Genomic DNA, 21,661 nt, shown 5'->3' on the forward strand with positions numbered 1-21,661 from the left:
GCCGCATGTTTGAGCTTTTCCCAAGGGTGAAGAGGAGTTTCATCCCCTCCGGCGGCGTCGACGACGTTCGCCGCCCGATGCGTCGGCGACATCTTGGGCTTTGCGCTCCGGCAATTCGATCGCTGCTCTCAGGTTCGGGAACGGGTCGACCTTGTTCGGTAGAGCCATGGCATTGACGAAATGATCCTGAAATTTCGGCTCCAGAGCTGTCTCGATCTTCTCAACGTCGCGCACGGTCTGTTCGATTTCCCGTCTGTAGGACCTGTTCAGAAGCGCCATGCGTGCGCCCGTTCCAGCGGCATTGCCAACCCCTGTCACGCCGTCCAGAGGACAATCCGGGATGAGGCCAAGAACCATTGCGTATTGTGGATCGATGTAACTGCCAAAAGCACCGGCGAGGCGAATACGGTCAAGGGAATAGGTTCCAAGCTTGTCCTGTAGCAGTTTTACACCGGCATAAAGCGCGCCCTTGGCCAGTTGGATGGCGCGGATGTCCGTCTGCAGGATCGAGATTTCAACGCCTTCTTCGGCGATGACATAGGAAAATGTCCGGCCTTGTGCACGGACACGGTGTGTGCGCTCCGCCTGGGACCCGTCTATGACCCCGTCTTCGGTGATAAGGCCGGCCAGATACATCTCGGCAACGGCCTCGATAATGCCCGATCCGCAAATACCCGTGACGCCGACACTGTCGATCTTTTCCGAAAATCCGTCCTCGTCGGACCATTCGTCAACACCGATCACCTTGAAACGGGGCTCGAGCGTCTCCTTGTCGATCCGGATTCGTTCGATTGCGCCCGGCGCGGCGCGTTGGCCGGACGAGATCTCGGCACCTTCGAAGGCCGGACCGGTTGGAGAGGAGGCCGCCAACAGCCGGTTCTTGTTGCCGAGAACGATTTCCGCATTCGTGCCCACGTCAACGAGCAGTGTGATTTCGTCGTGACTATAGGGGCTTTCCGACAAGGTCGCGGCAGCGGCGTCCGCACCGACATGGCCGGCGATGCAAGGGAGCATGTAAACGCGTGCGCCTGGATTGAGTTCCAGATCGAGATCGCGCGCATTCAGGACCATCGCGTCGGATGCGGCCAGTGCAAAGGGTGCCCCGCCGAGTTCAACGGGGTCGATCCCGAGAAAGAGATGATGCATTACCGGATTGCCGACAAAGGTCGCGTCCAGAACGTCCGATCTTTCAGCACCGACATCGCCGACAAGTTTTCCAACCAGCGCATTGATCGCCTCGCGCACTGCCTTGGTCAGATCCGGCAGCTTCGAAGGGTTCATTTGCACATAGGAGACGCGGGACATCAGATCCTCGCCGAAGCGGATCTGCGGGTTGGACGTGCCTGCCGAGGAGACGGTCCGGCCGTTTTTCAGGTTGCACAAATGCGCGGCGATTGTTGTCGAGCCAATATCGACGGCAAGCCCATATACGGCCTTCTTCTCGCCGGGCCAAAGGGCCGTTACGACCGGTGGTACCGCTTCATCGGTATAAACAGCGGCGGTCACCGTCCAGTTGCCCTTGCGCAGGATCGACTGGACACGTGGCAACAGAACTGGGTCCACCGTCAGGCCTCTAATCCCGGCGCTTTCAGCCAACGCTTCCCGCAGGCGGTCGATGTCGCCGCGCGGCGTCTCCATGTCCGGTTCTGCGAGCGAAACGGTAACGAGGGTAACCGCGCTGTCAGCATCGATGTGTTTGGCTTCTGCGCGTTTGCGAACAACCTGCCGGTTGGTCTGCGCATCCGTCGGCACGTCCACCACCAGGTCGCCGAGAATTTTCGCCTGGCAGGAAAGGCGGCGGTCGGATGCAAGGGTCCGCAAAGTCGCGTAGCGGGTTTCCGCTTCCGTCGCGCCTTCAAGATGACCGGCCGAACTTGTCAGGTTTTCCTTGGCGAAGGTCCCTTCCGAAACCGAGATCTGACAGCGTCCGCAGATCCCGCGCCCGCCACACACGGATTCCACATAGACACCCAGGGACCGCGCCGCATCGAGCAGCGGCGTACCCACGGCAAATGTTCCGCGTCGTCCGCTCGGCTGAAATACGACTTTCGCAAGTTTGGTGTCTTCGCTCATAGCTGCTGTGTCTAACTGTTTTGGCTGGCTGGCAACTCACGCTTCTGGTTTTGGTCGCAAGTCTTGAGCCCCGTTCTTTCAATGCAAAACCCCTCCCGGGCAAGGGGAGGGGAAAGCGGTACGCTATGTAACCTGACGTACTGTGTGAACGTCAGCAAAACCGTCCGGAGGATTAGCCCGCTGACCTCCGCGCTGCGCGGCCGCCTCTGCGACGCCCGCCAGCCGCCGCGCCGCTTTCAGCCGGAGCTGCCGTTGCACCGGCTGCCGCTGGCTTGTGGTCCCGGTACGTCATGATCCATTCCTGGCAATTCGGATCAGTACCATTGAGCACGTTGGCTGCGCGGACCGCTTCCATTTCTGCCGGACGGCACGGGTTCATGATTGCCGAAGTCATGCCGGCGCCGATGACCATTGGAATGAAACCAGCATTGATGCCATGGCGATGGGGCAGTCCGAAGGAAACGTTTGAGAGGCCGCAGGTCGTGTTGACTTTCAGCTCATCACGCAACCGCCGCACGAGCCGGAACACCTGGAGCCCTGCAGTGCCCATGGCGCCGATCGGCATCACCAGTGGATCCACGACAATGTCGTGTGCGGGAATGCCGTGATCGGCGGCGCGCTCCACGATTTTCTTGGCGACCTCAAACCGGACGTCCGGGTCTTCGGAGATACCGGTCTCGTCATTGGAAATGGCGACAACCGGCACATCATACTTCTTGATCAGTGGCAGGATTGCCTCAAGCTTTTCTTCTTCGCCCGTGACGGAGTTAACCAGCGGCCGCCCCTTTGTGGCTTCAAGACCGGCCTTGATCGCTTCTGTTACGGATGAATCAATTGACAAGGGAATGTCTGTAAGCTCTTGAACAATCTCAAGAGTTTTAACAAGTAGAGGTGGTTCGGTCTCGTTCGGATTGACAGCCGTCACGCCGGCATTGACGTCCAGCATGGTCGCACCTGCTGCCACCTGAGCGAGCGCATCGGCTTTAACCGTTTCAAAGTTTCCCTCCACCATTTCGGCTGCAAGCTTTTTGCGTCCGGTCGGGTTGATTCTTTCGCCGATGACACAGAACGGTTGATCGAAGCCGATGACGATTTCTTTGGTGGCGGATGCGACGACTGTGCGTGTCATTTAGGCGCTCTCGTTGGCAGTCATGGATGATGAAGGTTGAAAGGACCAGCTCCCGCGTCCGAGCAGCCAGTCAGCTGTCTTCTGGACGCCGCCGAACGGATAGACATGGATCTGGGCAAGCTGTGTATCCGGCTGGCTTGTCACACGCGTTTCCAGCGGCTCGACCATCGTATTCGGGTCATATCCGGCGAGCAGGGAAACCACTGCGCCGCCGCGCTTTTTCAGGAAGTTGAGTGAGTTTTCCACGCCTGCAAATGCTGCATATTTCAAGAGCGTGGTCATTTTCGCAGGTCCTGCGACACCGATATGGACCGGGAACGTGTTGCCCCACTCTCTCAATTCATCCAGCCAAATGCTCACTCTGTGCGGATCGAACCCGAACTGTGTGACGATCCGGAATTCTGCGTCGCTCTGAGCGGCCAATTCATGCTTGCGCATCAGGAAAGACTGGATCACGTCGGGTTTGATGTCCGGCGCGCCTTCCGGATGACCCGCCACGGCGATTTTCCGAATGCCGAGTTTGTCGAAGAGGCCGGTTTCCAAAAGCGCGACTGAGGAGGTCAGCGGTCCGGCCGTTTCGGCCTCGCCGGCTATCGCGAGAACTTCGGTTGCGCCCGCTTCCTGCGTCAGGCGCGTGATCCGGCGTTCAAACGCCTCAAGGGACGGGTAGCGCCGCGCTGCCATATGCGGAACGGCAATCAGCTTTTGGTCGGTCAAGGTACGCGTGGCATCGACGATCATGTCCTCCGATGCGTTGCCGAGATCGGTGACGTAGACCTGCGTGCCTGCGGGAATGTTTGCCAGCAGCTCGGTCTTTTCGACAACCTGCTTCGGCGACATTTCGGTGGAGGCGGCCAGGCGCCCATTGGCCAAAAGGCGCTGTTCAGTCATTTTCCGTACCTCCACTTGCGAGCAGGGTTTTCAACCGGTCTTTCGGGTAAGCCGCAAGCAGGTCGCTCAGGGCTGCCTCCGCTTCTGTTTCAAGATCGTCCGACACTTCAACCGGGTCGGTGCGGCGCCATTCGGCCATATACGCTTCGCTGTCCTTGGCACCGACACGCATGGCGCAGGCATCGATCGCCTCCATGAACATTGGCGGCAGCTCCCTACGCGCGGATTTGCGACCCTTTTTCACCAGGATCTGCGCGGGAATATCTTTCCAAAAAACGATGATTTTCTGCGCCATTAGCTCACCTTCCTCCGAGAGCATCTTTGACGGAGTTCGCCGAATTCAGGTCGCCTGATAACGGCATCGGCGCGTGAAAAACCGACCTGTCCAACACCCGCGTCAACGCGCGTCACTGCCTTGCAGAAACGTCGACAGCATGCCGTAGCCGGTTCGCCGCAGTTCAAATGTCAGGTCGAGCCTGTCGGCAGCCTCCCTTGCCGCTTGTTCGAGACCGGGATCGTCGGTTTGCGCCAGATAGACCAGTCGCTTGTAATGCGCGAAATACATGTCCCGAAGATGTGGATGCCAGTCCAGCCCAAGCGGTTCGATCACCATTGTCTGGAAATGGCGTGCCAGAAAGTCCGTCAGATAGAATGTGCCGAGTTCTTCCTCGGCGATTTTTTCAAACTCTTCCAGGCCGGAGAAAAACGCGTAGCAGTGCGCGCCCTCGATCCGTTTGGTCCCGGTTTCCTCCAGCACCCGGTCAAGCAGGCCGCCCGTGCCGCAATCGCCGTATCCGATGAGGATCTCAGAATACGCGTCCTGGTTCATGAGGATCGAACGGCGGACCTCATCCGGGATCTTGTCCGGCGTGTTGTGAAGCTGGGCCGGCAGGCAGGTCAGGTCGATATGGTCAAGGCCATTCAGATCGCGGATTGCGATGATCTCTCGTGCCAGCGCGCCGCAGGCAATAATAAGGACGCGGCCGATCTTGTCGTTCGCGTCCTCATCGTTTTCGATCGGAAAGAGAGGCTCGCCTACCTGCATCCCGGCAGCCCCATCGAACACGGTCTCAGCCTTTGGAGGCGAGTTGGTTGTGGCGGCGGGCGATCAGGTCCTTCGCCATTTCCACCGCAACAGCCGCGTCACGGCAGTAACCGTCCGCGCCCACGGCTTCACCGAACTCCTCGTTCAGCGGTGCACCGCCGACAAGCACGATATAATCGTCCCGGATGCCTTTCGCCTTCATTTCGTCGATAACGACTTTCATGTACGGCATGGTGGTGGTGAGGAGCGCCGACATGCCTAGAATTTCGGGCTGATGCTCTTCAAGCGCCGCGAGATAGTTCTCGACAGGGTTGTTGATGCCGATGTCGATTACTTCGAACCCGGCACCTTCCATCATCATGGACACGAGGTTCTTGCCGATATCGTGAATGTCGCCCTTGACCGTGCCGATAACCATCTTGCCGACCTTCGGTGCGCCGGTTTCCGCCAGCAGCGGGCGCAGGATGCCCATGCCGGCCTTCATGGCATTTGCCGAAAGCAGGACTTCTGGCACAAACAGAATGCCGTCGCGGAAGTCGATGCCGACGATCCGCATGCCTTCCACGAGGGCCTTGGTCAGGATGTCATAGGGGACCCAGCCGCGCTCCAGAAGGATGTTGACGGCCTCTTCGATCTCTTCCTGAAGACCGTCATAGAGGTCGTCATGCATCTGCTCGACGAGTTCGTCATCGGAAAGCGACGCGAGATCGATATCTTCTTCATCGGACATTGGCAGCTCCAACAGGGCGCAAGTGACTATAACTTAGTGCAAAATGTTATGCCCGAAGCTTAAAATTCCGATATCTCCAATGCGACACGGCAAGTCGCTTACGCGACAGTGGTGGTAAACCGGCGTTCACAAAGAAAAGGGCGGGTCGTTTGACCCGCCTGAGTTAACTGCTCTGGTCCGGACAGATCAGAACAGACCTTCGATCTGGCCGTTGTCATCCAGCCGGATATGGTTTGCTGACGGCACGCGCGGCAAGCCGGGCATGGTCATGATCTCACCACAGATCGCAACGATGAAGCCGGCACCTGCCGACAGGCGCACTTCGCGGACCGGCAGGCTGTGGCCTGTCGGAGCGCCGCGTAGCTGCGGATCGGTTGAGAAAGAATACTGTGTCTTGGCCATACAGACCGGCAGGTCGCCAAAACCGTCCGCTTCCCAGCGCTTGAGCTGATCGCGGACCGATTTGTCGGCAAGCACTTCGTCCGCACGGTAGATCCGTTTGGCGATTGTCTCGATTTTCTCGAAGAGCGACAGACCGTCTTCGTAGAGCGGGGCGAACTGTGCTGCACCGCTTTCGGCGAGTTCGGACACGCGGGTCGCCAGTTCTTCGGTGCCGGCAGATCCGTTGGCCCAGTGCGTGGCCAGGATAGCATCGACGCCGAGCTCGGCGCAGTAGTCCTTGACGGCCTGGATTTCGGCGTCCGTGTCGGCGGTGAAATGGTTGATTGCAACAACGGCCGGGACGCCGAACTGCTTTACGTTCTCAATGTGCCTTCCGAGGTTGGCGCACCCCTTGGCGACGGCTTCGACGTTTTCGGTGCCGAGATCGTCCTTGGCAATGCCGCCGTTCATTTTGAGCGCCTTGATCGTTGCGACGATCACGACGGCGTCAGGAGAAAGTCCCGCCTTGCGGCATTTGATGTCGAAGAATTTTTCCGCGCCAAGATCCGCACCGAAACCGGCTTCCGTCACGACGTAGTCGGCGAGCTTGAGCGCGGTCTGTGTGGCGACGACAGAGTTACAGCCGTGCGCGATATTGGCGAACGGACCGCCATGAATGAATGCCGGGTTGTTTTCCAGCGTCTGCACCAGGTTCGGCTGGAGGGCTTCCTTCAGCAGAACCGTCATGGCGCCATCTGCTTCAATGTCGCGCGCGTAGATTGGCGTGCGGTCGCGGCGATAAGCGACAATGATGTCGCCGAGGCGCTTTTGAAGATCTTCCAGATCCGTCGCAAGGCAAAGGATCGCCATGATCTCGGAGGCAACCGTGATGTCGAAACCGCCTTCCCGCGGGAAGCCGTTTGCAACACCGCCGAGGGAACAGACGATGGACCGCAGGGCGCGGTCGTTCATGTCGAGCACGCGGCGCCAGGTTACGCGGCGCTGGTCGATGCCCAGTTCGTTACCCCAGTAGATGTGGTTCTCGATCAGGGCGGACAGAAGATTGTGCGCGGACGTGATCGCGTGAAAGTCACCCGTGAAGTGCAGGTTGATATCTTCCATCGGAACGACCTGGGCAAAACCGCCGCCCGCCGCGCCGCCTTTCATGCCGAAGCAGGGGCCCAGGGAAGGTTCGCGAAGGCAGATCATGGCATTCTTGCCGATCTTGTTGAGACCGTCGCCGAGACCGACCGTGGTGGTGGTTTTGCCTTCACCCGCAGGTGTCGGGTTGATGGCCGTTACAAGGATAAGCTTGCCGTTTTCCCGCTCGCCGAGGCTTTCGATGAACTCGGCAGAAACCTTCGCCTTGGTCCGGCCATAGGGAAGGAGGGATTCGTCAGGAATGTTCAGCCGGTCGCCGATCTCCTGAATCGGTTTCATTTTGGCTGCACGGGCAATTTCGATATCGCTTGCCATTCTATTTCTCCGCGGCGTGTCCTTGAAAACGGGCTTAAATCTCGCAGGCACAGGCCCGCTGACATCCGACGGCACGCTATGTGAGAGCGCGGTGCAGCATGTGTTCCGAATGCGACAGGATGCACTCCGGAAACGACGATGATCTTTGAAGAGCGATTCCCGCTTACAAATTGGCGATTTTCAGCGTGGCCGATCGTTCGGAAAAAGAAAAATTGCAAAGTCCGGCGAAACGGATTTTAACTCCGTCATGACAGATTCCGACATTCTTTCCCGTTTGCCCGAACGCCTGAAACAGGCGCGCCGCGCGCAAGGCCTTTCGCTTGAGGCGGTTGAAAAGCTCTCCGGCGTTTCCCGCTCGATGGTCAGCCAGATTGAGCGCGGCGAGTCAAATCCCACTGTCGCAACACTACTCAATCTCACAAGGGCACTGAATGTCGATTTCGCTGGCCTTCTCGGCGAGGATGTCGCGGAGGACCGGGTCGAGATCCTGCATGAACATCAGACCCCATCGCTCGATCGGGCCGGAGACGGCTGCAAGATCAGGATCCTGTCGCCTCCGCAGGACACCGGAAAACTCGAGGTTTACGAGCTGATATTCTCCGAAGGTGGTAAACTCGACAGCAAGCCGCACGAAAGCGGCACCCGGGAACAGCTCATCGCTGAAGAGGGCAAGCTCGAGGTGACATCCGGTGTCGCCAAGGGTGTCATCGACAAGGGCGAAACCGCGCGCTACGCCGCTGATGTGCCCCACTGCATTGAAGCGCTCAATGGCCCGGCACGGGCCATTCTCATGGTGGTCAAATTCTAGATCGACAAAGACCGCCTCAACGGAAACGTTCAAACAATTTTCCGCGATAACGGACGGCACGTCTTTTATCCTGAATAAAGATCCGGTATAGTGGATGAGTTATCCAATTTGCCGGAGTGTTGTCGTGCCTGATGCCTTCCTGTCCCATATTTCTGAAACGCTCAAGGAGATAGAGGCCGAGGGTCTTTACAAGACCGAGCGCCTGATCTCATCACCTCAAGGAGGTCGGATCACGGTTGGCGGGCGTGAAGTTATCAACCTGTGCGCCAACAATTATCTCGGACTGGCAGATCATCCGGCTCTGGAGGAAGCGGCCAGAAAGGCACTGGAACCGAAGGGTTATGGCATGGCCTCTGTCCGGTTCATCTGCGGGACACAGGACATTCACAGGCAGTTGGAAAAGCGCCTTGCCAATTTCCTGGGCAAGGATGATTCGATCCTTTTTGCAGCGTGCTTTGACGCCAATGGCGGTCTCTTCGAGCCGCTTCTTGGACCCGAAGACGCGATCATATCGGATGCACTCAATCACGCCTCGATCATTGACGGCATCCGGCTTTGTAAGGCGAAGAGATATCGCTACGCGAATTCGGACATTGCGGATCTGGAAGCGAAACTGAAAGAGGCGCGTGAAACCGGATCCCGGCATGTGATGGTTGCGACCGACGGCGTCTTTTCGATGGACGGGTACTTGGCAAAGCTGCCCGAGATCACAGCCCTTGCGCAACGCTATGACGCGGTGGTTATGGTCGACGACTGTCACGCAACGGGTTTCATGGGTCCGAAAGGTGAGGGGACCCCGGCCCATTTCGGCGTCGATGTGGACATCCTGACCGGAACGCTCGGCAAGGCACTTGGTGGCGGAATTGGCGGCTATATTGCCGGTCCGCAGCCGGTGGTCGATCTGCTACGTCAGCGGGCACGGCCTTATCTTTTCTCAAACTCACTGCCTCCGGCGGTCGTCATGAGCGGACTTGAGGCAATCCGCCTTGTTGAGGAAGGCGACGATCTTCGGCGCCACCTGTTCGACAACGCGGACTATTGGCGCTCGGGACTTGAGGCGCTCGGATTTGAACTGTTGCCCGGCGAACATCCAATCATTCCCGTCATGCTGGGCGAGGCGAAATTGGCACAGGCCATGGCATCCGAACTCTTCGAGGAAGGCGTATATGTATCGGGCTTTTTCTTTCCCGTAGTGCCGCGTGGACAGGCGCGTATCCGCACGCAGATGAACGCGGCGCTGACGCGTGACGATCTCGACCGCGCTCTTGAGGCGTTCAAAAAGGCGGGCAGGAAGACGGGAGTTCTGTCGTGAACAGCAACCAGATGAAGGCCCTCTCCAAAGCCGAGCCGAAAGAGGGGCTTTGGATGACCCATGTACCCGTTCCCGAGATCGGGCCGGATGATGTCCTGATCAGGATCAACAAGACGGGTATCTGCGGCACGGACATACATATCTGGAACTGGGATGACTGGGCCGCGAAAACCGTTCCAGTGCCGCTTGTCACGGGACACGAATTCGCCGGTGAGATCGTTGAACTCGGCAAGAACGTGACAGAATTCGAAATCGGTCAGCGTTGCTCCGGAGAGGGTCATCTGATCGGCAAGCAGTCTCGCCAGTCGCGTGCCGGAAAGTTCCATCTTGACCCCGAGACAAGGGGAATTGGTGTCAACGAACAGGGCGCGTTTGCCGAGTATCTGCGCCTGCCAGCATTCAATGTCGTGCCGTTGCCCGATGAGATAGACGACGAAATCGGTGCAATCCTGGATCCTCTCGGCAACGCCGTTCATACGGCCTTGAGCTTCGATCTTGTCGGCGAAGATGTTCTGATCACCGGGGCCGGTCCCATCGGGATCATGGCCGCTGCCGTTGCACGCCATGTCGGTGCACGAAATGTCGTTATCACGGACGTCAATCAGGCGCGGCTCGACCTTGCGACACAAGTGGCCGATGTGGTGCCCGTAAATGTCGCCAGGGAGGACCTCAAGGGCATTGAGCAGAAATTGGGTATGCGCGAAGGGTTCGACGTTGGTCTGGAAATGTCGGGCAATCAGGTGGCGCTTGATCAGATGGTCGAAAACCTTGTCATGGGCGGGCGCATCGCACTGTTGGGCATCCCGCCCGGCAAGTCGCCCGTGGACTGGTCCCGCATCGTCTTCAAGGCGATCACCATCAAGGGCGTCTACGGTCGGGAGATCTTCGAGACCTGGTACAAGATGATTGCGATGCTGCAGAACGGCCTTTATGTGCGCAACGTCATCACGCACCGGTTTGGCGTTGACGACTTCAAACTAGGCTTTGCCGCGATGAAATCGGGCGAAGCCGGAAAAGTGGTGCTTAGCTGGACCTGAGGTAAGGAGGGCATCTCTGCCCTCCTATCCGCTTTAATCACGCTTCAGTGCGCGCTCTGCCAAAGAACACGTCACGCGGCGCGGCGACGAGGTCATTGACCCTGAAGCCCGCCCCACCGGAAAAGCGCATGAGGACGAGGCACGCGGCAAGAAAGGCAAACTCCCGCTTGACTGCGTTGAGATTGTCCCAGAGCGATTTGTCGAAAGAGATTTTCCCGACGCAATAGATCGCCAGCACGGCAAACGCGACACCGGCCGCCAACCGTACGCCGTGGCCGGACGCTAGGACGATGCCGACAAGCGCAAGCAGCAGGGGAATGCCGGACCAGCTTTTGACATGGTCGAGGCCATAGAAGAAGCCACCTGCAAGAAACGCAACGGCGACGGAAAGCCTCAAAAGCAATCCGAGGGATTTCCAGTCGGCACGCTCCACGCCAAGGCCGCGCCCAGTCAGACGCTCATCAAGGCTGTAGACCCCGGACCCGAGCGCTGCCAGTGCGAAGCACATTCCCGAAAGACCGACATCCCGGATCTGCACGATAAGGGCAGGCGTGAAAAATGTACTGACGGCAACTTCCTGGCCAGGAACGGTGGAAACCGGCAATGCCGCAACGAACGACCACATGAGCAATCCGAAGACGATTGCGAGAGGCCGCACAAAGATCCCGGCGACCAATGCGATTCCTGCGACAAGTTCAAATGCCGACAGCGCTGTGAGAAACCCCCAGGCCGATATCCAGCCATCGGCAAAGAGGTAGGACTGGAAAAACTCGTTTATGTAGCCGTTGGAGGCAGTGTATTTTTCCACGAGATCGGAGGATCTGGTGGCATCAATCGCGCGTTGCAGCTTCCACCAGCCGCCGACGACAAAGACGCTGCCAAGACCCAGTCTAAGCACCAGAGCGGCTTGGTCGGCCTGCCGGGAGGACAGTTTTTCCGGTCCTGCAGACAATAGGATACTGAGTGGACCGTTCAGGTCCTTTTCGTGCGAGTGTGTCGCAGACATTTCGATTACTCCATAAGAAATTGGTTGTTCGGCCCGGGTCTGCCGGGCGTGCGAGCTAACCGAATGTCTTTGGAGGGGCAGGCTCCACCGGGACCGTTTCACCTGCAAGCGTGGCAGGTTTCTGGAGTGGTAGACGCGTTGAGGCGGCGCTGATGCGTTCCGCCACCGACACCTTGGCTGTCTGAGTGGCGCATTGGGTTAGGCAAACGTCAGCATTCGCAAAGCAAGTCAGCACGCAAGGGCGCGATTGACCGGCTGGGGATTGGGTCTCAATCGACGCCACCAGCCATGTTTCGCCGTCCTCGGCTGAATGGGCTGTCACGATCGGCAAATCTTGTGAGCCGACAGCGGCCAGTGAGAAAGACACTGTCTGCGCACTCACCCAAAAAGCGAGCAGGATCATCACGATCGCAGGGTGTTTGCGCCAGCTGTGAAGTTGCATGTTCAGGACCGGACCTCGACATCACTGCATCGCAGCATTTCATGCAATTTAAAAGAGTTCAATTCAAAAGAGCACGTTAAAGTAAATTTGATGTGGAGTTCTGTCGTTGTGAAAATGAAGCCCCGGTTTCGTGGAACGGCAGCGCGACGTCACATGAGAGTGTGTCGTGATTAAGTCAGACAGGACTTTGGACACGTACCTTGACCAAAGCCGCAGCCTCATCCGGACTTTTGTTCAATGGCGATTTTGACGGCCGTCTTTCTAGGTAATTCGGTTAGCGGGCGACCCGACCGAGAACCGGGGCGCCAATGAAATCGTTAAACTCTGCTTCAGTCACCGGCGAGCACTCATGCAAATCCGGATTTTTGTGGCAGTCCAAGTTTTTTCAAGATCATGACCACCGGGCACAAGCCTGTAAACGACGCTTGCACAAGGTGCGCGCCAAGTATGCCTGTCAACCAGAGCCAGTTGAGATTGACATATACAGCCAGCAGCACCGATGCGATGACCAGCGTTCCAACAACAAGAAGAATGGCTCTTTCCACAGTCATGATAAAGCTCCTTTAATGCAAGGTTTCGAAAATATGAATATAAAGGGTGGCATCGGTTGAAGCCAGCCGGAATGTTGCGCATAGCGTCATCGTGACGCGAATGTGTTCTTTCGTTCGCATTGTTGTGAGTGATGCTGGCGTTTCGAGCCAGCCGGCAACCTGTGTCAGGGCGCGCACTCGGGAACAAGTCACTCCCATCACAATCAGCCTCGCCGCACAGATCATGCGTTTTGTTAAGCACAACCGCATTTTGACGCTTTTGTGAGGGCGGGGGGATTGCTTATACTCAAAAGGAGTATTATGTTCATCTCAGCCGAGGAGTTTGGCTGCCACATCATCAATTCGGGGGAGTCTCGAATGTCCAGATTTCACTACGGTGTCTTTGTCGGCCGTTTCCAGCCATTGCATGCCGGACATGAAGCAGTTGTCCGTGCGGCCTTGGAGAAGGTGGATACCTTGATCGTCCTGATCGGGTCAGCCCGGCAGGCGCGTGATCCGCGCAATCCCTTCACCTATTCAGAGCGCGCAGACTTGTTCTCAAAGGTCTTCAAGCATGAAATAGCGACGGGACGTCTCATCCTGGCTCCTGTGCCGGACCATCCCTATTCAGATGCTGCCTGGTGCGCGGAAGTACAGCGTGCGGTCAATGAAATCGTCCTGCGGGACTACAACAAGTCCGGTGTGGTGCTTCACGGTCTGAAAGACATCAGGATCGCACTCGCCGGGTATGGCAAGGATCGCACGAGCTACTACCTGAAACTTTTTCCCGAATGGGGAAACATCCAGCTCGACAGCCAATACGGAACCTTTTCCTCAACGGATGTCCGCAAGCAGCTGTTTCAGCGCATTCCCGCAGTTTCCCGATCGGTTCTGTCGGAAGAAGTTGCGGACTGGCTCGACGCGTTTTCGATGACCGAGACCTTCCGGGAACTGCTTGAAGAAGCCGAATATCTGGAGGCCTATCCGAAGGAGTGGGGCGTTGGGCCGTTTGTCACCGTAGATGCGGTTGTCATTCAGTCCGGCAACATCCTGCTCGTCGAGCGTGGACAGGCACCGGGGCAGGGGCTCCTGGCCTTGCCGGGCGGATTTCTCAATCCGCGCGAAAGCATCAAGGATGCGGCGATCCGCGAACTCAAGGAAGAGACAGCGATCAGCGACCACAAGGGTGAAATACCACCTGCAATGCTCGCTTCGTTCATCGACAGCGCCAGCACACGGGTCTTCGATCATCCCGACCGGTCATTGCGCGGACGGATCATAACCCATGCATTTTTGCTCCGTCTTCCTGAGCGCCGGGAGCTCTTTTCTGTGACCGGCGGTGACGACGCCCGTTCGGCGAGCTGGCATCGCCTGGGCGACCTGCGTCCGGAACAGTTTTTCGAAGATCACTGGTCGATCATCGAGGTGATGGCCGGCCTTTGACACCCCGCAGGGGAGGCCTGCGGGAAAGCACTCTGTCGCGTGAGGAGTTCACAATGACAAACCCACTATTGGCGACTGACAGCTACAAGCAGTCGCACTTCAAGCAATACCCGCCCGAAACCAGAACGATTTCCGCATATGTGGAAGCGCGAAACAACGCGTTTTCAGATGATGTCCTCTTCTTCGGGCTTCAAAGCTATCTGAAAAATACCTTGCTGAGGCCATTTACGGCTGCTGACATTGATCAGGCGGGTCGCATCTGTGCCGCACATGGTGTTCCCTTCAACGAGGAGGGCTGGCAAGCGATCCTGACTGACTACGGCGGGTATTTTCCGCTAGAAATCAAAGCGCTGCCTGAGGGAACTCTTGTCCCGAACGGCGTGCCCCTCGTGCAGGTGGAAAACACTGACGAGCGCATGCCCTGGCTGACGACCTGGGTGGAAACGGCCCTGCTGCGCTCGCTCTGGTATCCTTCCACAGTGGCAACGCTCTCGTTCAAGGCCAAAGAAGTGATCTACGAGGGTCTTCTTGGAACATCAGAAGATCCGGACGGACAGATCCCGTTCAAGCTGCACGACTTCGGCGCACGCGGTGTGTCTTCAGCCGAAAGTGCCGCACTTGGCGGCATGGCACACCTGGTCAATTTCGCCGGGACAGACACGATGGAAGCACTGGAAGCTGCCATGACGTTCTATTCGGCCGATATTGCCGGCTTCTCCATCCCTGCCGCCGAGCACTCGACAATGACCAGTTGGGGCCCGGACCGGGAACAGGAAGCTTATGCAAACATGCTTGAGCAGTTTGCCGAGAAGGATCGTCTCGTCGCGGTCGTTTCCGACAGCTACGATCTTGACCGCGCTGTAAGAGACATCTGGTGCGGTGCGCTGAAAGAAAGGGTCCTCCGCTCGGGCGCAACGGTTGTAATCCGGCCGGATTCCGGAGACCCGGTCAAGACGCCGATCCGCGTGTTGGAAACGCTCTGGCAAAGCTACGGCGGCCAGGTGAACGGAAAGGGGGCGAAGGTACTCAATCCTGCTGTCCGCGTCATACAGGGAGATGGTATGACATTGGCGACGATCACGCAGCTGGTCGGTGAACTGGTCGATCAAAAGTGGTCACTCGACAATATTGCCTTTGGCATGGGCGGGGGGCTGCAGCAGCAGGTCAATCGGGATACGATGCGTTTTGCAATGAAGGCCAATGCCATGAAAGATGCCGAGGGTGTCTGGCAAGACATTTCCAAGAACCCGGCCACGGATCCGGGCAAAGCCTCCAAGGCAGGACGTCAGGCCGTGGTTGAGAAAAACGGTACTTTGACCGCGGTCCGGCAAGACGAACTCGAACTGAAAAAGGACTTGTTGAAGGTTGTTTACCGGAACGGTGAGCTCATCGTGAACACCAGCTTCAAGGATGTTCGAGCCCGCGCAGATTCCTATTTGCGATCGCAGGTAGCCACCTGACAGTGCATCGGACAAATCAGCGAGGGCAGGCGGTCAAGTCAAGACCGCCTGCCGCTCACCTTGTCTCTGACAGGCTGGCTCGTGCAATCGCTGTTCGCAAAAACGCGAAACACTTATTGCAGTCAGTCAGGTCGGTTCAAATTGATTTCAACGACAATTCTGAGACCTGCTTGCCACCGGTTCGTGCTCAGCGAGCGGATTGAAGTAAGTTTCGCGTGTATATTAGGGTAAGCTAGGTGTTTATCTGCAAAACAACCCCTTAAGTCGCGCTTCTTCCGTGTTGCAAATATGGATTTTGCGGAGCAGGTGAGGAAGGTGAAAGGCAACCTCGCGAATCATGGTTGGGTATACGGAGAAACATTCGCGAGGTTGCGGGCGACTTCAAGGTTCGCAACATTGACGCTACGTCAGATTTATTAATAAATCACTTAAAATAAATTCGATAAATGATTTCCTCCGCTTCATCCTAGAGTTGCATTAGTATATCTCTGATGGAATACTCGATCACGCCAATATAATTCGACAAATATCTGATTTGACAGCAATTGCTTTTTCAATCTACCCGCGTCTACGCGCGGAAGTGCAACTTTTTACGAATGAGATAGTGTTTTTCATCTTGATTCAGATATCAGTCTTTTGGCCGATTTCGAAAAACTCTGATCGATTGGAACTTGGAACAGTGAAGCACCAGTGTCGGGAAACGCTGTTTCGCCGCATTTTCGGGAGCGTTTTGTGACCGCTGCCGTGATCGCAATAAGTATTTCAGGTCTCGGTGTGTGGACAACATTGGGGGTGAGGGTGAAATGATTTTCAGTAAGCAGCCTTAAACTATGATTTCAATGAACTTTGGCCGATAAGCCATAGGCCAATAATAGACAGGTGCATCGATGTTCCAGTTGTTGATGATCGTCGTTCCGATCGGTCTGTTCGTTGCGGCCTATTTCACCACGTCGCGCGAACGCTATTTGAACCGGATGGAGTTCTTTGTTCGTGTTGTGGTCTTACTGGTCGTCGGGACCGGGGTTGTGCTTCTCACGTCAAGCCAGTCTGTTGATGCAACGCTTGGCGCGCTGATTCTTCTTTGTGCCGGTCTGCTGATTGGTTATTTCAACCTTCGTTTTCAGATCATGAGGCTGCAGGATCTGCGCTGGTCTCCTTTTTTCGCTCTCCTGGCGTACGTGCCGGTTGGCAACCTTGTCTTTCTGTTTGTACTGCTGCTTTTGCCGGGCAAGCCGAAAGTGAATGCGGAAGTGTTTTCGTGACGCAGCTTCTCCGTAGTCTTTTGCTTCTGAATTTGAGCTAACCTGAAACAGTCTTTGTTTGACTTGATTTCATACCACTCAGGTTGTTTGGCTATCGACCCGACGCGAGCGATATGCGGCGTGTTCGACTTGCACACCCAAGAACGCCCAGTGCACCGGCGAGCAGAAAAATGGTGGCCGGCACCGGCACGGGCGTGACTCTGGTTAGCGAAGTCAGCTGCGCAGCGAAAAAGTCATTACCTAAGTACGTGCCCCCAAGGAAAACGAAACTCTTGAGTTCATCAAAGTCCGGTAAATTCAGCTCCTCGGGAGTCATTTGATTTTGAAACAGTGCTTTATCGGAAGTGGCGAAGTCAAAAGCCCAATTGGTAAAGTCGTAACCCAGTCCAGTTCCAGCATCGCCTGCTTCATTCGAGCGAAGCCCAAATTGCACAGAAGCGTTTGTTTCTTTCAAAAAGGCTTCACCCGGTCCAGCCGTTGCCGAAACTCCGGCAAACTCCGCGGAGGCGCCTAAAAGAGTCCCGAAAGAGAAAAAGTCGGCCTCGAAAAGTTCAAAAACCGGGCTCTGGCCAGAAAGGTAAGTGAACTCGCCAGTCACAATAGAATTTAGTTCAAGTTGACTTAAATTTCCCGATCTATCTTCAATAAATGTGACCAGAGCTTGATATTTATAGGTGACTGGTGCTGCGTATGCAGAACTTATTGAGAGTATTATAGTGGTTATTATTGTAAGGAAAATATTTTTCATTAGAAGGCCCAAAATTTTTTAGTTGTAGTGAGTTAGACTAAAATCATAAATTGAGTCAATTGTTTTATGTTTAATTCTTCCTTGCAATACCAAGGATGTCACGTCGTTCGGTTGATGATGGAAAGCCCGAATATGGTCAAAACGCGCGGCGATGCGCAGATTACTCAGCGTTCGACCGGAGCTGAATTGCTGAATGGCGAATGCATCGGTGGGTCAGCAACAATCATGCGAAAAGCGCCGGCTTTGGCGCTACTCCTGATCCAATTTGAAACGTACCGATCTCCGCAAACGGAAATTGAGCTGATCCGTTGAAGATGCTTGCGGTGTTGTGGACGTATCCCGGAAAATTGCGCGAGATCAGCGCAGCGCCCTCAAAACGGCTCCCGCAACCAATCCTTGTCAAAGCCGACGCTTGAGCATCCGCTGAACCTCGCCATTCTGCCGAGTTCAGCCTCCAGTTTCGATAGTCGCCCCTTGCTGGACCGGACGCCTCTTTCAGGCCAGAAGGCACGCACTTGCAGGCGGTCGTCTGACCGATGCGCCTTCATGTCGATCCGCCCGATCAGCCGGTCGCCTTCCATCACCGGAAAGACATAGTAGCCGTACTGCCGTTTTGCCTCCGGCACGAAGATTTCAATACGATAGGAAAATCCGAACAGCCGTTCTGCACGCTTGCGATCCCGAAGCGCCGGGTCGAAAGGCGACAGGATACGCAAGCGGGTTGGGGGTTCGGGAACCTCGTCAAGACTTGCGAGCGTTTCCGGATAGAGGAACACTTTCCGGAACACTCCGCCCGCACACTCGATCTCCACCTCGGTAATGAGGCCGTCCTGAAGCGCGTCCTGGCACCAGTCCTTTGCCTCCTGCGGTGAGATCAGATCCCAAAACGCAGCTATCTCCCCGGACGTTGCAAATCCGAGCCGGTCGAGCGCGGATCGTGCGGCCCAGTCAACTGTTTCTTGGGGCGCGTGACTGTATGAGCGATGCTCGTCAGGAATAACACGTTCGGTCAGGTCGTAGACCTTTTGGAAGCCGTTACGCCGGCAGACGGACAATTCACCGGTGCGCCACAAGAACTCCAGCGCCGTCTTGGACGGATGCCATTCCCACCAGCCGCCCGAGCTTCGGTTTTCATCCTCACCGACGCTGGCGGATGTGACCGGGCCTTCATCGTTGATCCGTTTCAGGACCTCGTCGAGCTTTGCCTCGAATTCGTTTTGGTGCCAATTCCGCCAACGCTGGATAAGCTTTTCCCGGTCCCGGCTGAAGCGAAGTTTCCAGTGCGAAAAGAACTCTGTCGGGATGATCGCCGCATCGTGCGTCCAGTGCTCAAAAAGATGTCTGTCACGCTCAAGGAGCAGCTTGAGGTTCTTTTCCTTGTAGGCCGGGCGCCGCGCCGCGAGGATCATGTGATGCGCGCGTGCAACCGTGTTGATGCTGTCGACCTGTACGAACCCGAGCTGGTCGATGACCGCTGAAAGATCCTGTCCCTTACCGCTGCCCTTCGGATGATGGCAAAGGCCGTGTTTGTGCAGAAAGAGGCGACGGGCTTGCGCGTTGGAAAGACGCGGGAGGGGAGATACTGGCATGCATGGACCCTAGCATTATCGCAGGTGAGTCGAAATCTGGTTTGCGATTGACATTTTGAACCGCGCACGTTGCGGCACCGGCGGCTGCGCTTCGACACTGGCGCAGAAAATCGAAGGGATGTATGGCTCTATGCGCATGAGGCATTTGGTTTGCCTGAGCGCTTGGGCCAATGGGGAAGCGGCGAATGAAGGCAGGATACGGGCGTGAGTGAATTTCTGGGATTGGGCCCGAACCTGATGGTGATCGCAAGCCTGGCGTTTGTGTTTGCCGGCCTTGTAAAAGGCCTTGTCGGTTTTGGCCTCCCTCTGATCGGGCTGTCCCTGATGACCATTTTCGTCGGCGTTGAAAAAGCGATGTTGCTGATCCTGTGGCCCGCCTTCCTGACGAATGTCTGGCAAGCGCTTTCCGGTGGCAATCTGCAACCGCTTTTAAAGCGCCTCTGGCCTTTTCTGATAACAGCAGTCGTGACGCTCGGACTTGGCACATTCATTCTTACAAAAATCCAGGAAGGTGCGGCTGATCTTGTTCTGGGTCTGCTCATGGTAGCCTATGCGGTGCCCATGCTCCTGGGCCTGTCGCTCACGCTTGATGAAAGACAGGAAACACCCGTCGGTGTTTTGGCCGGTCTGCTGAACGGCTTCTTTTCCGGCCTGACCGGGGCTTACACGGTTCCGGGGGTCATGTATCTTCAGGCGCTCGGATTGCCGCGAGACGCCTTCATTCAGGCGATGGGTCTTTTGTTCCTGCTGTCCACGATTGCTTTGGGTGTTTCACTTGGTAGCTACGGTCTCATGACCGGCAGGGAAATGATTGCCTCTCTTGTACTTGTCGTTCCGGCGCTGTCGGGCGTCTGGGTCGGTCAGAAGATACGCCGGCGTGTCTCGGAAGCAGCCTTTCGTAAACTGATACAGCTCGCGATACTGAGCCTCGGCATCTATCTCGTTCCACTCGGTATCTGGCGGCTTGTTCAATGAAAACGCCGCCCGAAGGCGGCGTTTTCATTGAACAAGCTGGCATTCAGCTGCTGCTACTTCGCAACAAGCCGCATGGGCGTTGCTGTTCCGACACCCGAGGTCGTCTTGGTGTTTGCCCATTGATAGGACTGGCGTTCCTCCGTCGGGGTGCACAGGAACCGTTCGCGGTAACACTTGGTGAAGTGCGATGTCGATGCAAACCCGCAAGCTAGCGCAACGTCCAGGACCGGACGGCTAGTCCGACGCAACAGGTCCCGGGCAGTTTCAAGCCGCAGTCGCAGATAATACTGGCCGGGCGTGCAGTTGAAGTGCCGGCGGAAAAGCCGTTCCAGCTGGCGTGGTGAAAGGCTTACGGTCATCGCCAGTTGCTGGCAGCTGAGCGGGTCCTCGATATGCAGATCCATGATCCGGATTGCATCGAGGATCTTGGCATTCGAGATGCCGGTGCGGGCCTCGATATCATGGCGCTGCGCCGACTCGCCGGAGCGCATGTTCTGGTAAAGCGCGACTTCCGCGACCTCATGGGCAAGATAGGCGCCGTGTTGGATGGCGATCAGGCGAAGCATCATATCGAGCGATGCCATGCCGCCGGCGCAGGTGATGCAGTTCCGGTCGATCGCGAAGATGTCCGAGGTGACTTCAACGTCAGGAAATTCCTCGCGCAAAGATCTGAGGTTTTCCCAGTGTATGGTGCAGCGTCGGCCATCGAGAAGATTGTAGCGAGCCAGCAGGTAGGCACCTGTGCAGATCGCGCCGAAGGTGCGGCCCATGGCATTGAGGCGGCGCAGCTTGTTGCCAAGGTCCGCATCAAGCGGGAGGCGCTCGACATCGATGCCGGTACACAAAAGTGTAATATCGGCATCAACAAGCTCACGTATAGACTTATTCACAAGGACATCGCAGCCGTTGCTCGCCACAACTGAATTTCCATCAAGGGAATAAGTAGTCCATTTGTAATACTCGCGGCCAAGCAGTCGATTTGCTAATCGAAGGGGCTCTATGACGCTGGCGAATGCATTCATAGAGAACCTGTCCATGAGCACAAATGCTATGGATTGGCCTGTTTCTTCGTGCGTGCGTCCGGACATTTACTTTACCTCATTGGAAGGTATTATTATGCTTTGTTTTTGATATTTCAGTAATTTTTGCATTTTGTATTTGTCTGTCAAATAAAAAAATATATCGCCAAGCAACTTCTCGAAATTGTCATAATTGGAGGCGGATTCCTGCCGTCCCATTGTGCAACTGCGAGCAAAGTAATCGGCCTCGTCCGAAACGGCAGAAACTCCAGCAGACCGGATCTGAATGGCAACGCGGGTATGTG

General features: G+C 56.4%; 21 protein-coding genes. 8 read left to right on the forward strand and 13 right to left on the reverse strand.

Annotated features, from left to right (window positions below; translation table 11 throughout):
* Positions 1 to 39: 39 nt before the first annotated feature.
* The 7 genes from ABVF61_RS22275 to ABVF61_RS22305 form a co-directional block, all read right to left on the reverse strand.
* A complete protein-coding gene (locus tag ABVF61_RS22275) occupies positions 40 to 2,073 on the reverse strand; it encodes an ASKHA domain-containing protein (protein ID WP_353995722.1) in 2,034 nt (677 codons plus the stop codon).
* A 172-nt stretch (positions 2,074 to 2,245) separates the two neighbouring features.
* Positions 2,246 to 3,202 carry a methyltetrahydrofolate cobalamin methyltransferase gene (locus ABVF61_RS22280; RefSeq protein WP_353995723.1) on the reverse strand — a complete coding sequence of 319 codons (957 nt, stop codon included), beginning with the start codon at positions 3,200 to 3,202 and terminating at the stop codon, positions 2,246 to 2,248.
* Entirely contained in the window at positions 3,203 to 4,093 is an 891-nt protein-coding gene (locus tag ABVF61_RS22285; RefSeq protein WP_353995724.1) for a methylenetetrahydrofolate reductase, read from the reverse strand.
* Positions 4,086 to 4,388, reverse strand: coding sequence for a virulence factor (locus ABVF61_RS22290; protein WP_353995725.1), 303 nt, complete (start codon positions 4,386 to 4,388; stop codon positions 4,086 to 4,088). The genes ABVF61_RS22285 and ABVF61_RS22290 overlap by 8 nt, the downstream gene beginning before the upstream one ends.
* Before the next feature lie 102 nt (positions 4,389 to 4,490).
* Positions 4,491 to 5,111 carry a DUF1638 domain-containing protein gene (locus ABVF61_RS22295; protein ID WP_502950012.1) on the reverse strand — a complete coding sequence of 207 codons (621 nt, stop codon included), beginning with the start codon at positions 5,109 to 5,111 and terminating at the stop codon, positions 4,491 to 4,493.
* Positions 5,112 to 5,163: 52 nt separating this feature from the next.
* Positions 5,164 to 5,868: a cobalamin B12-binding domain-containing protein gene (locus ABVF61_RS22300; RefSeq protein WP_353995727.1), complete on the reverse strand. Its 705-nt coding sequence runs from the start codon at positions 5,866 to 5,868 to the stop codon at positions 5,164 to 5,166.
* A gap of 186 nt (positions 5,869 to 6,054) precedes the next feature.
* The gene (locus ABVF61_RS22305) at positions 6,055 to 7,725 is read right to left on the reverse strand and encodes a formate--tetrahydrofolate ligase (protein WP_353995728.1); all 1,671 of its coding nucleotides are present in this window, start codon (positions 7,723 to 7,725) and stop codon (positions 6,055 to 6,057) included.
* A gap of 247 nt (positions 7,726 to 7,972) precedes the next feature.
* Here ABVF61_RS22305 and ABVF61_RS22310 point away from each other — a divergent pair, with 247 nt between their 5' ends.
* The 3 genes from ABVF61_RS22310 (at position 7,973) to tdh (ending at position 10,882) form a co-directional block, all read left to right on the forward strand.
* Positions 7,973 to 8,533, forward strand: a complete 561-nt coding sequence (locus ABVF61_RS22310) for a helix-turn-helix domain-containing protein (protein ID WP_353995729.1) — start codon at positions 7,973 to 7,975, stop codon at positions 8,531 to 8,533.
* A gap of 124 nt (positions 8,534 to 8,657) precedes the next feature.
* A complete protein-coding gene (locus tag ABVF61_RS22315; protein WP_353995730.1) occupies positions 8,658 to 9,845 on the forward strand; it encodes a glycine C-acetyltransferase in 1,188 nt (395 codons plus the stop codon).
* Positions 9,846 to 9,856: 11 nt separating this feature from the next.
* Complete coding sequence (gene tdh, locus ABVF61_RS22320) at positions 9,857 to 10,882, forward strand: L-threonine 3-dehydrogenase (RefSeq protein WP_353996479.1); 1,026 nt, start codon at positions 9,857 to 9,859, stop codon at positions 10,880 to 10,882.
* Between the two features lie 37 nt (positions 10,883 to 10,919).
* On the opposite strand, the gene ABVF61_RS22325 is transcribed toward tdh, so the two are convergent.
* The 3 genes from ABVF61_RS22325 to ABVF61_RS22335 form a co-directional block, all read right to left on the reverse strand.
* Positions 10,920 to 11,888 carry a DoxX family protein gene (locus tag ABVF61_RS22325; protein WP_353995731.1) on the reverse strand — a complete coding sequence of 323 codons (969 nt, stop codon included), beginning with the start codon at positions 11,886 to 11,888 and terminating at the stop codon, positions 10,920 to 10,922.
* A 55-nt stretch (positions 11,889 to 11,943) separates the two neighbouring features.
* Positions 11,944 to 12,330, reverse strand: a complete 387-nt coding sequence (locus ABVF61_RS22330; protein WP_353995732.1) for a hypothetical protein — start codon at positions 12,328 to 12,330, stop codon at positions 11,944 to 11,946.
* Positions 12,331 to 12,677: 347 nt separating this feature from the next.
* Positions 12,678 to 12,881: a YgaP family membrane protein gene (locus tag ABVF61_RS22335; RefSeq protein WP_353995733.1), complete on the reverse strand. Its 204-nt coding sequence runs from the start codon at positions 12,879 to 12,881 to the stop codon at positions 12,678 to 12,680.
* A 357-nt stretch (positions 12,882 to 13,238) separates the two neighbouring features.
* Here ABVF61_RS22335 and ABVF61_RS22340 point away from each other — a divergent pair, with 357 nt between their 5' ends.
* From ABVF61_RS22340 to ABVF61_RS22350, 3 genes are all read left to right on the forward strand, one after another.
* Entirely contained in the window at positions 13,239 to 14,303 is a 1,065-nt protein-coding gene (locus tag ABVF61_RS22340; protein WP_353995734.1) for an NUDIX domain-containing protein, read from the forward strand.
* 53 nt (positions 14,304 to 14,356) lie between these two features.
* On the forward strand, positions 14,357 to 15,763 hold the full coding sequence (locus ABVF61_RS22345) for a nicotinate phosphoribosyltransferase (protein ID WP_353995735.1): 1,407 nt from the start codon (positions 14,357 to 14,359) through the stop codon (positions 15,761 to 15,763).
* An 887-nt stretch (positions 15,764 to 16,650) separates the two neighbouring features.
* Positions 16,651 to 17,025, forward strand: coding sequence for a DUF805 domain-containing protein (locus tag ABVF61_RS22350; RefSeq protein WP_353995736.1), 375 nt, complete (start codon positions 16,651 to 16,653; stop codon positions 17,023 to 17,025).
* Positions 17,026 to 17,116: 91 nt separating this feature from the next.
* On the opposite strand, the gene ABVF61_RS22355 is transcribed toward ABVF61_RS22350, so the two are convergent.
* Positions 17,117 to 17,773, reverse strand: a complete 657-nt coding sequence (locus ABVF61_RS22355) for a hypothetical protein (protein ID WP_353995737.1) — start codon at positions 17,771 to 17,773, stop codon at positions 17,117 to 17,119.
* 66 nt (positions 17,774 to 17,839) lie between these two features.
* Here ABVF61_RS22355 and ABVF61_RS22360 point away from each other — a divergent pair, with 66 nt between their 5' ends.
* Complete coding sequence (locus tag ABVF61_RS22360) at positions 17,840 to 18,085, forward strand: hypothetical protein (protein ID WP_353995738.1); 246 nt, start codon at positions 17,840 to 17,842, stop codon at positions 18,083 to 18,085.
* Between the two features lie 59 nt (positions 18,086 to 18,144).
* On the opposite strand, the gene ABVF61_RS22365 is transcribed toward ABVF61_RS22360, so the two are convergent.
* Positions 18,145 to 19,362 carry a winged helix-turn-helix domain-containing protein gene (locus tag ABVF61_RS22365; protein ID WP_353995739.1) on the reverse strand — a complete coding sequence of 406 codons (1,218 nt, stop codon included), beginning with the start codon at positions 19,360 to 19,362 and terminating at the stop codon, positions 18,145 to 18,147.
* A gap of 204 nt (positions 19,363 to 19,566) precedes the next feature.
* Between ABVF61_RS22365 and ABVF61_RS22370 the strand changes: the two genes are divergently transcribed.
* Positions 19,567 to 20,337, forward strand: a complete 771-nt coding sequence (locus ABVF61_RS22370) for a sulfite exporter TauE/SafE family protein (protein ID WP_353995740.1) — start codon at positions 19,567 to 19,569, stop codon at positions 20,335 to 20,337.
* A 53-nt stretch (positions 20,338 to 20,390) separates the two neighbouring features.
* Here ABVF61_RS22370 and ABVF61_RS22375 read toward each other — a convergent pair whose 3' ends face one another.
* Positions 20,391 to 21,425: a GlxA family transcriptional regulator gene (locus ABVF61_RS22375; RefSeq protein WP_353995741.1), complete on the reverse strand. Its 1,035-nt coding sequence runs from the start codon at positions 21,423 to 21,425 to the stop codon at positions 20,391 to 20,393.
* Positions 21,426 to 21,661: the final 236 nt, after the last annotated feature.

Origin of the sequence: Roseibium sp. HPY-6 (assembly GCF_040530035.1) — a bacterium.
Taxonomy (GTDB): domain Bacteria; phylum Pseudomonadota; class Alphaproteobacteria; order Rhizobiales; family Stappiaceae; genus Roseibium.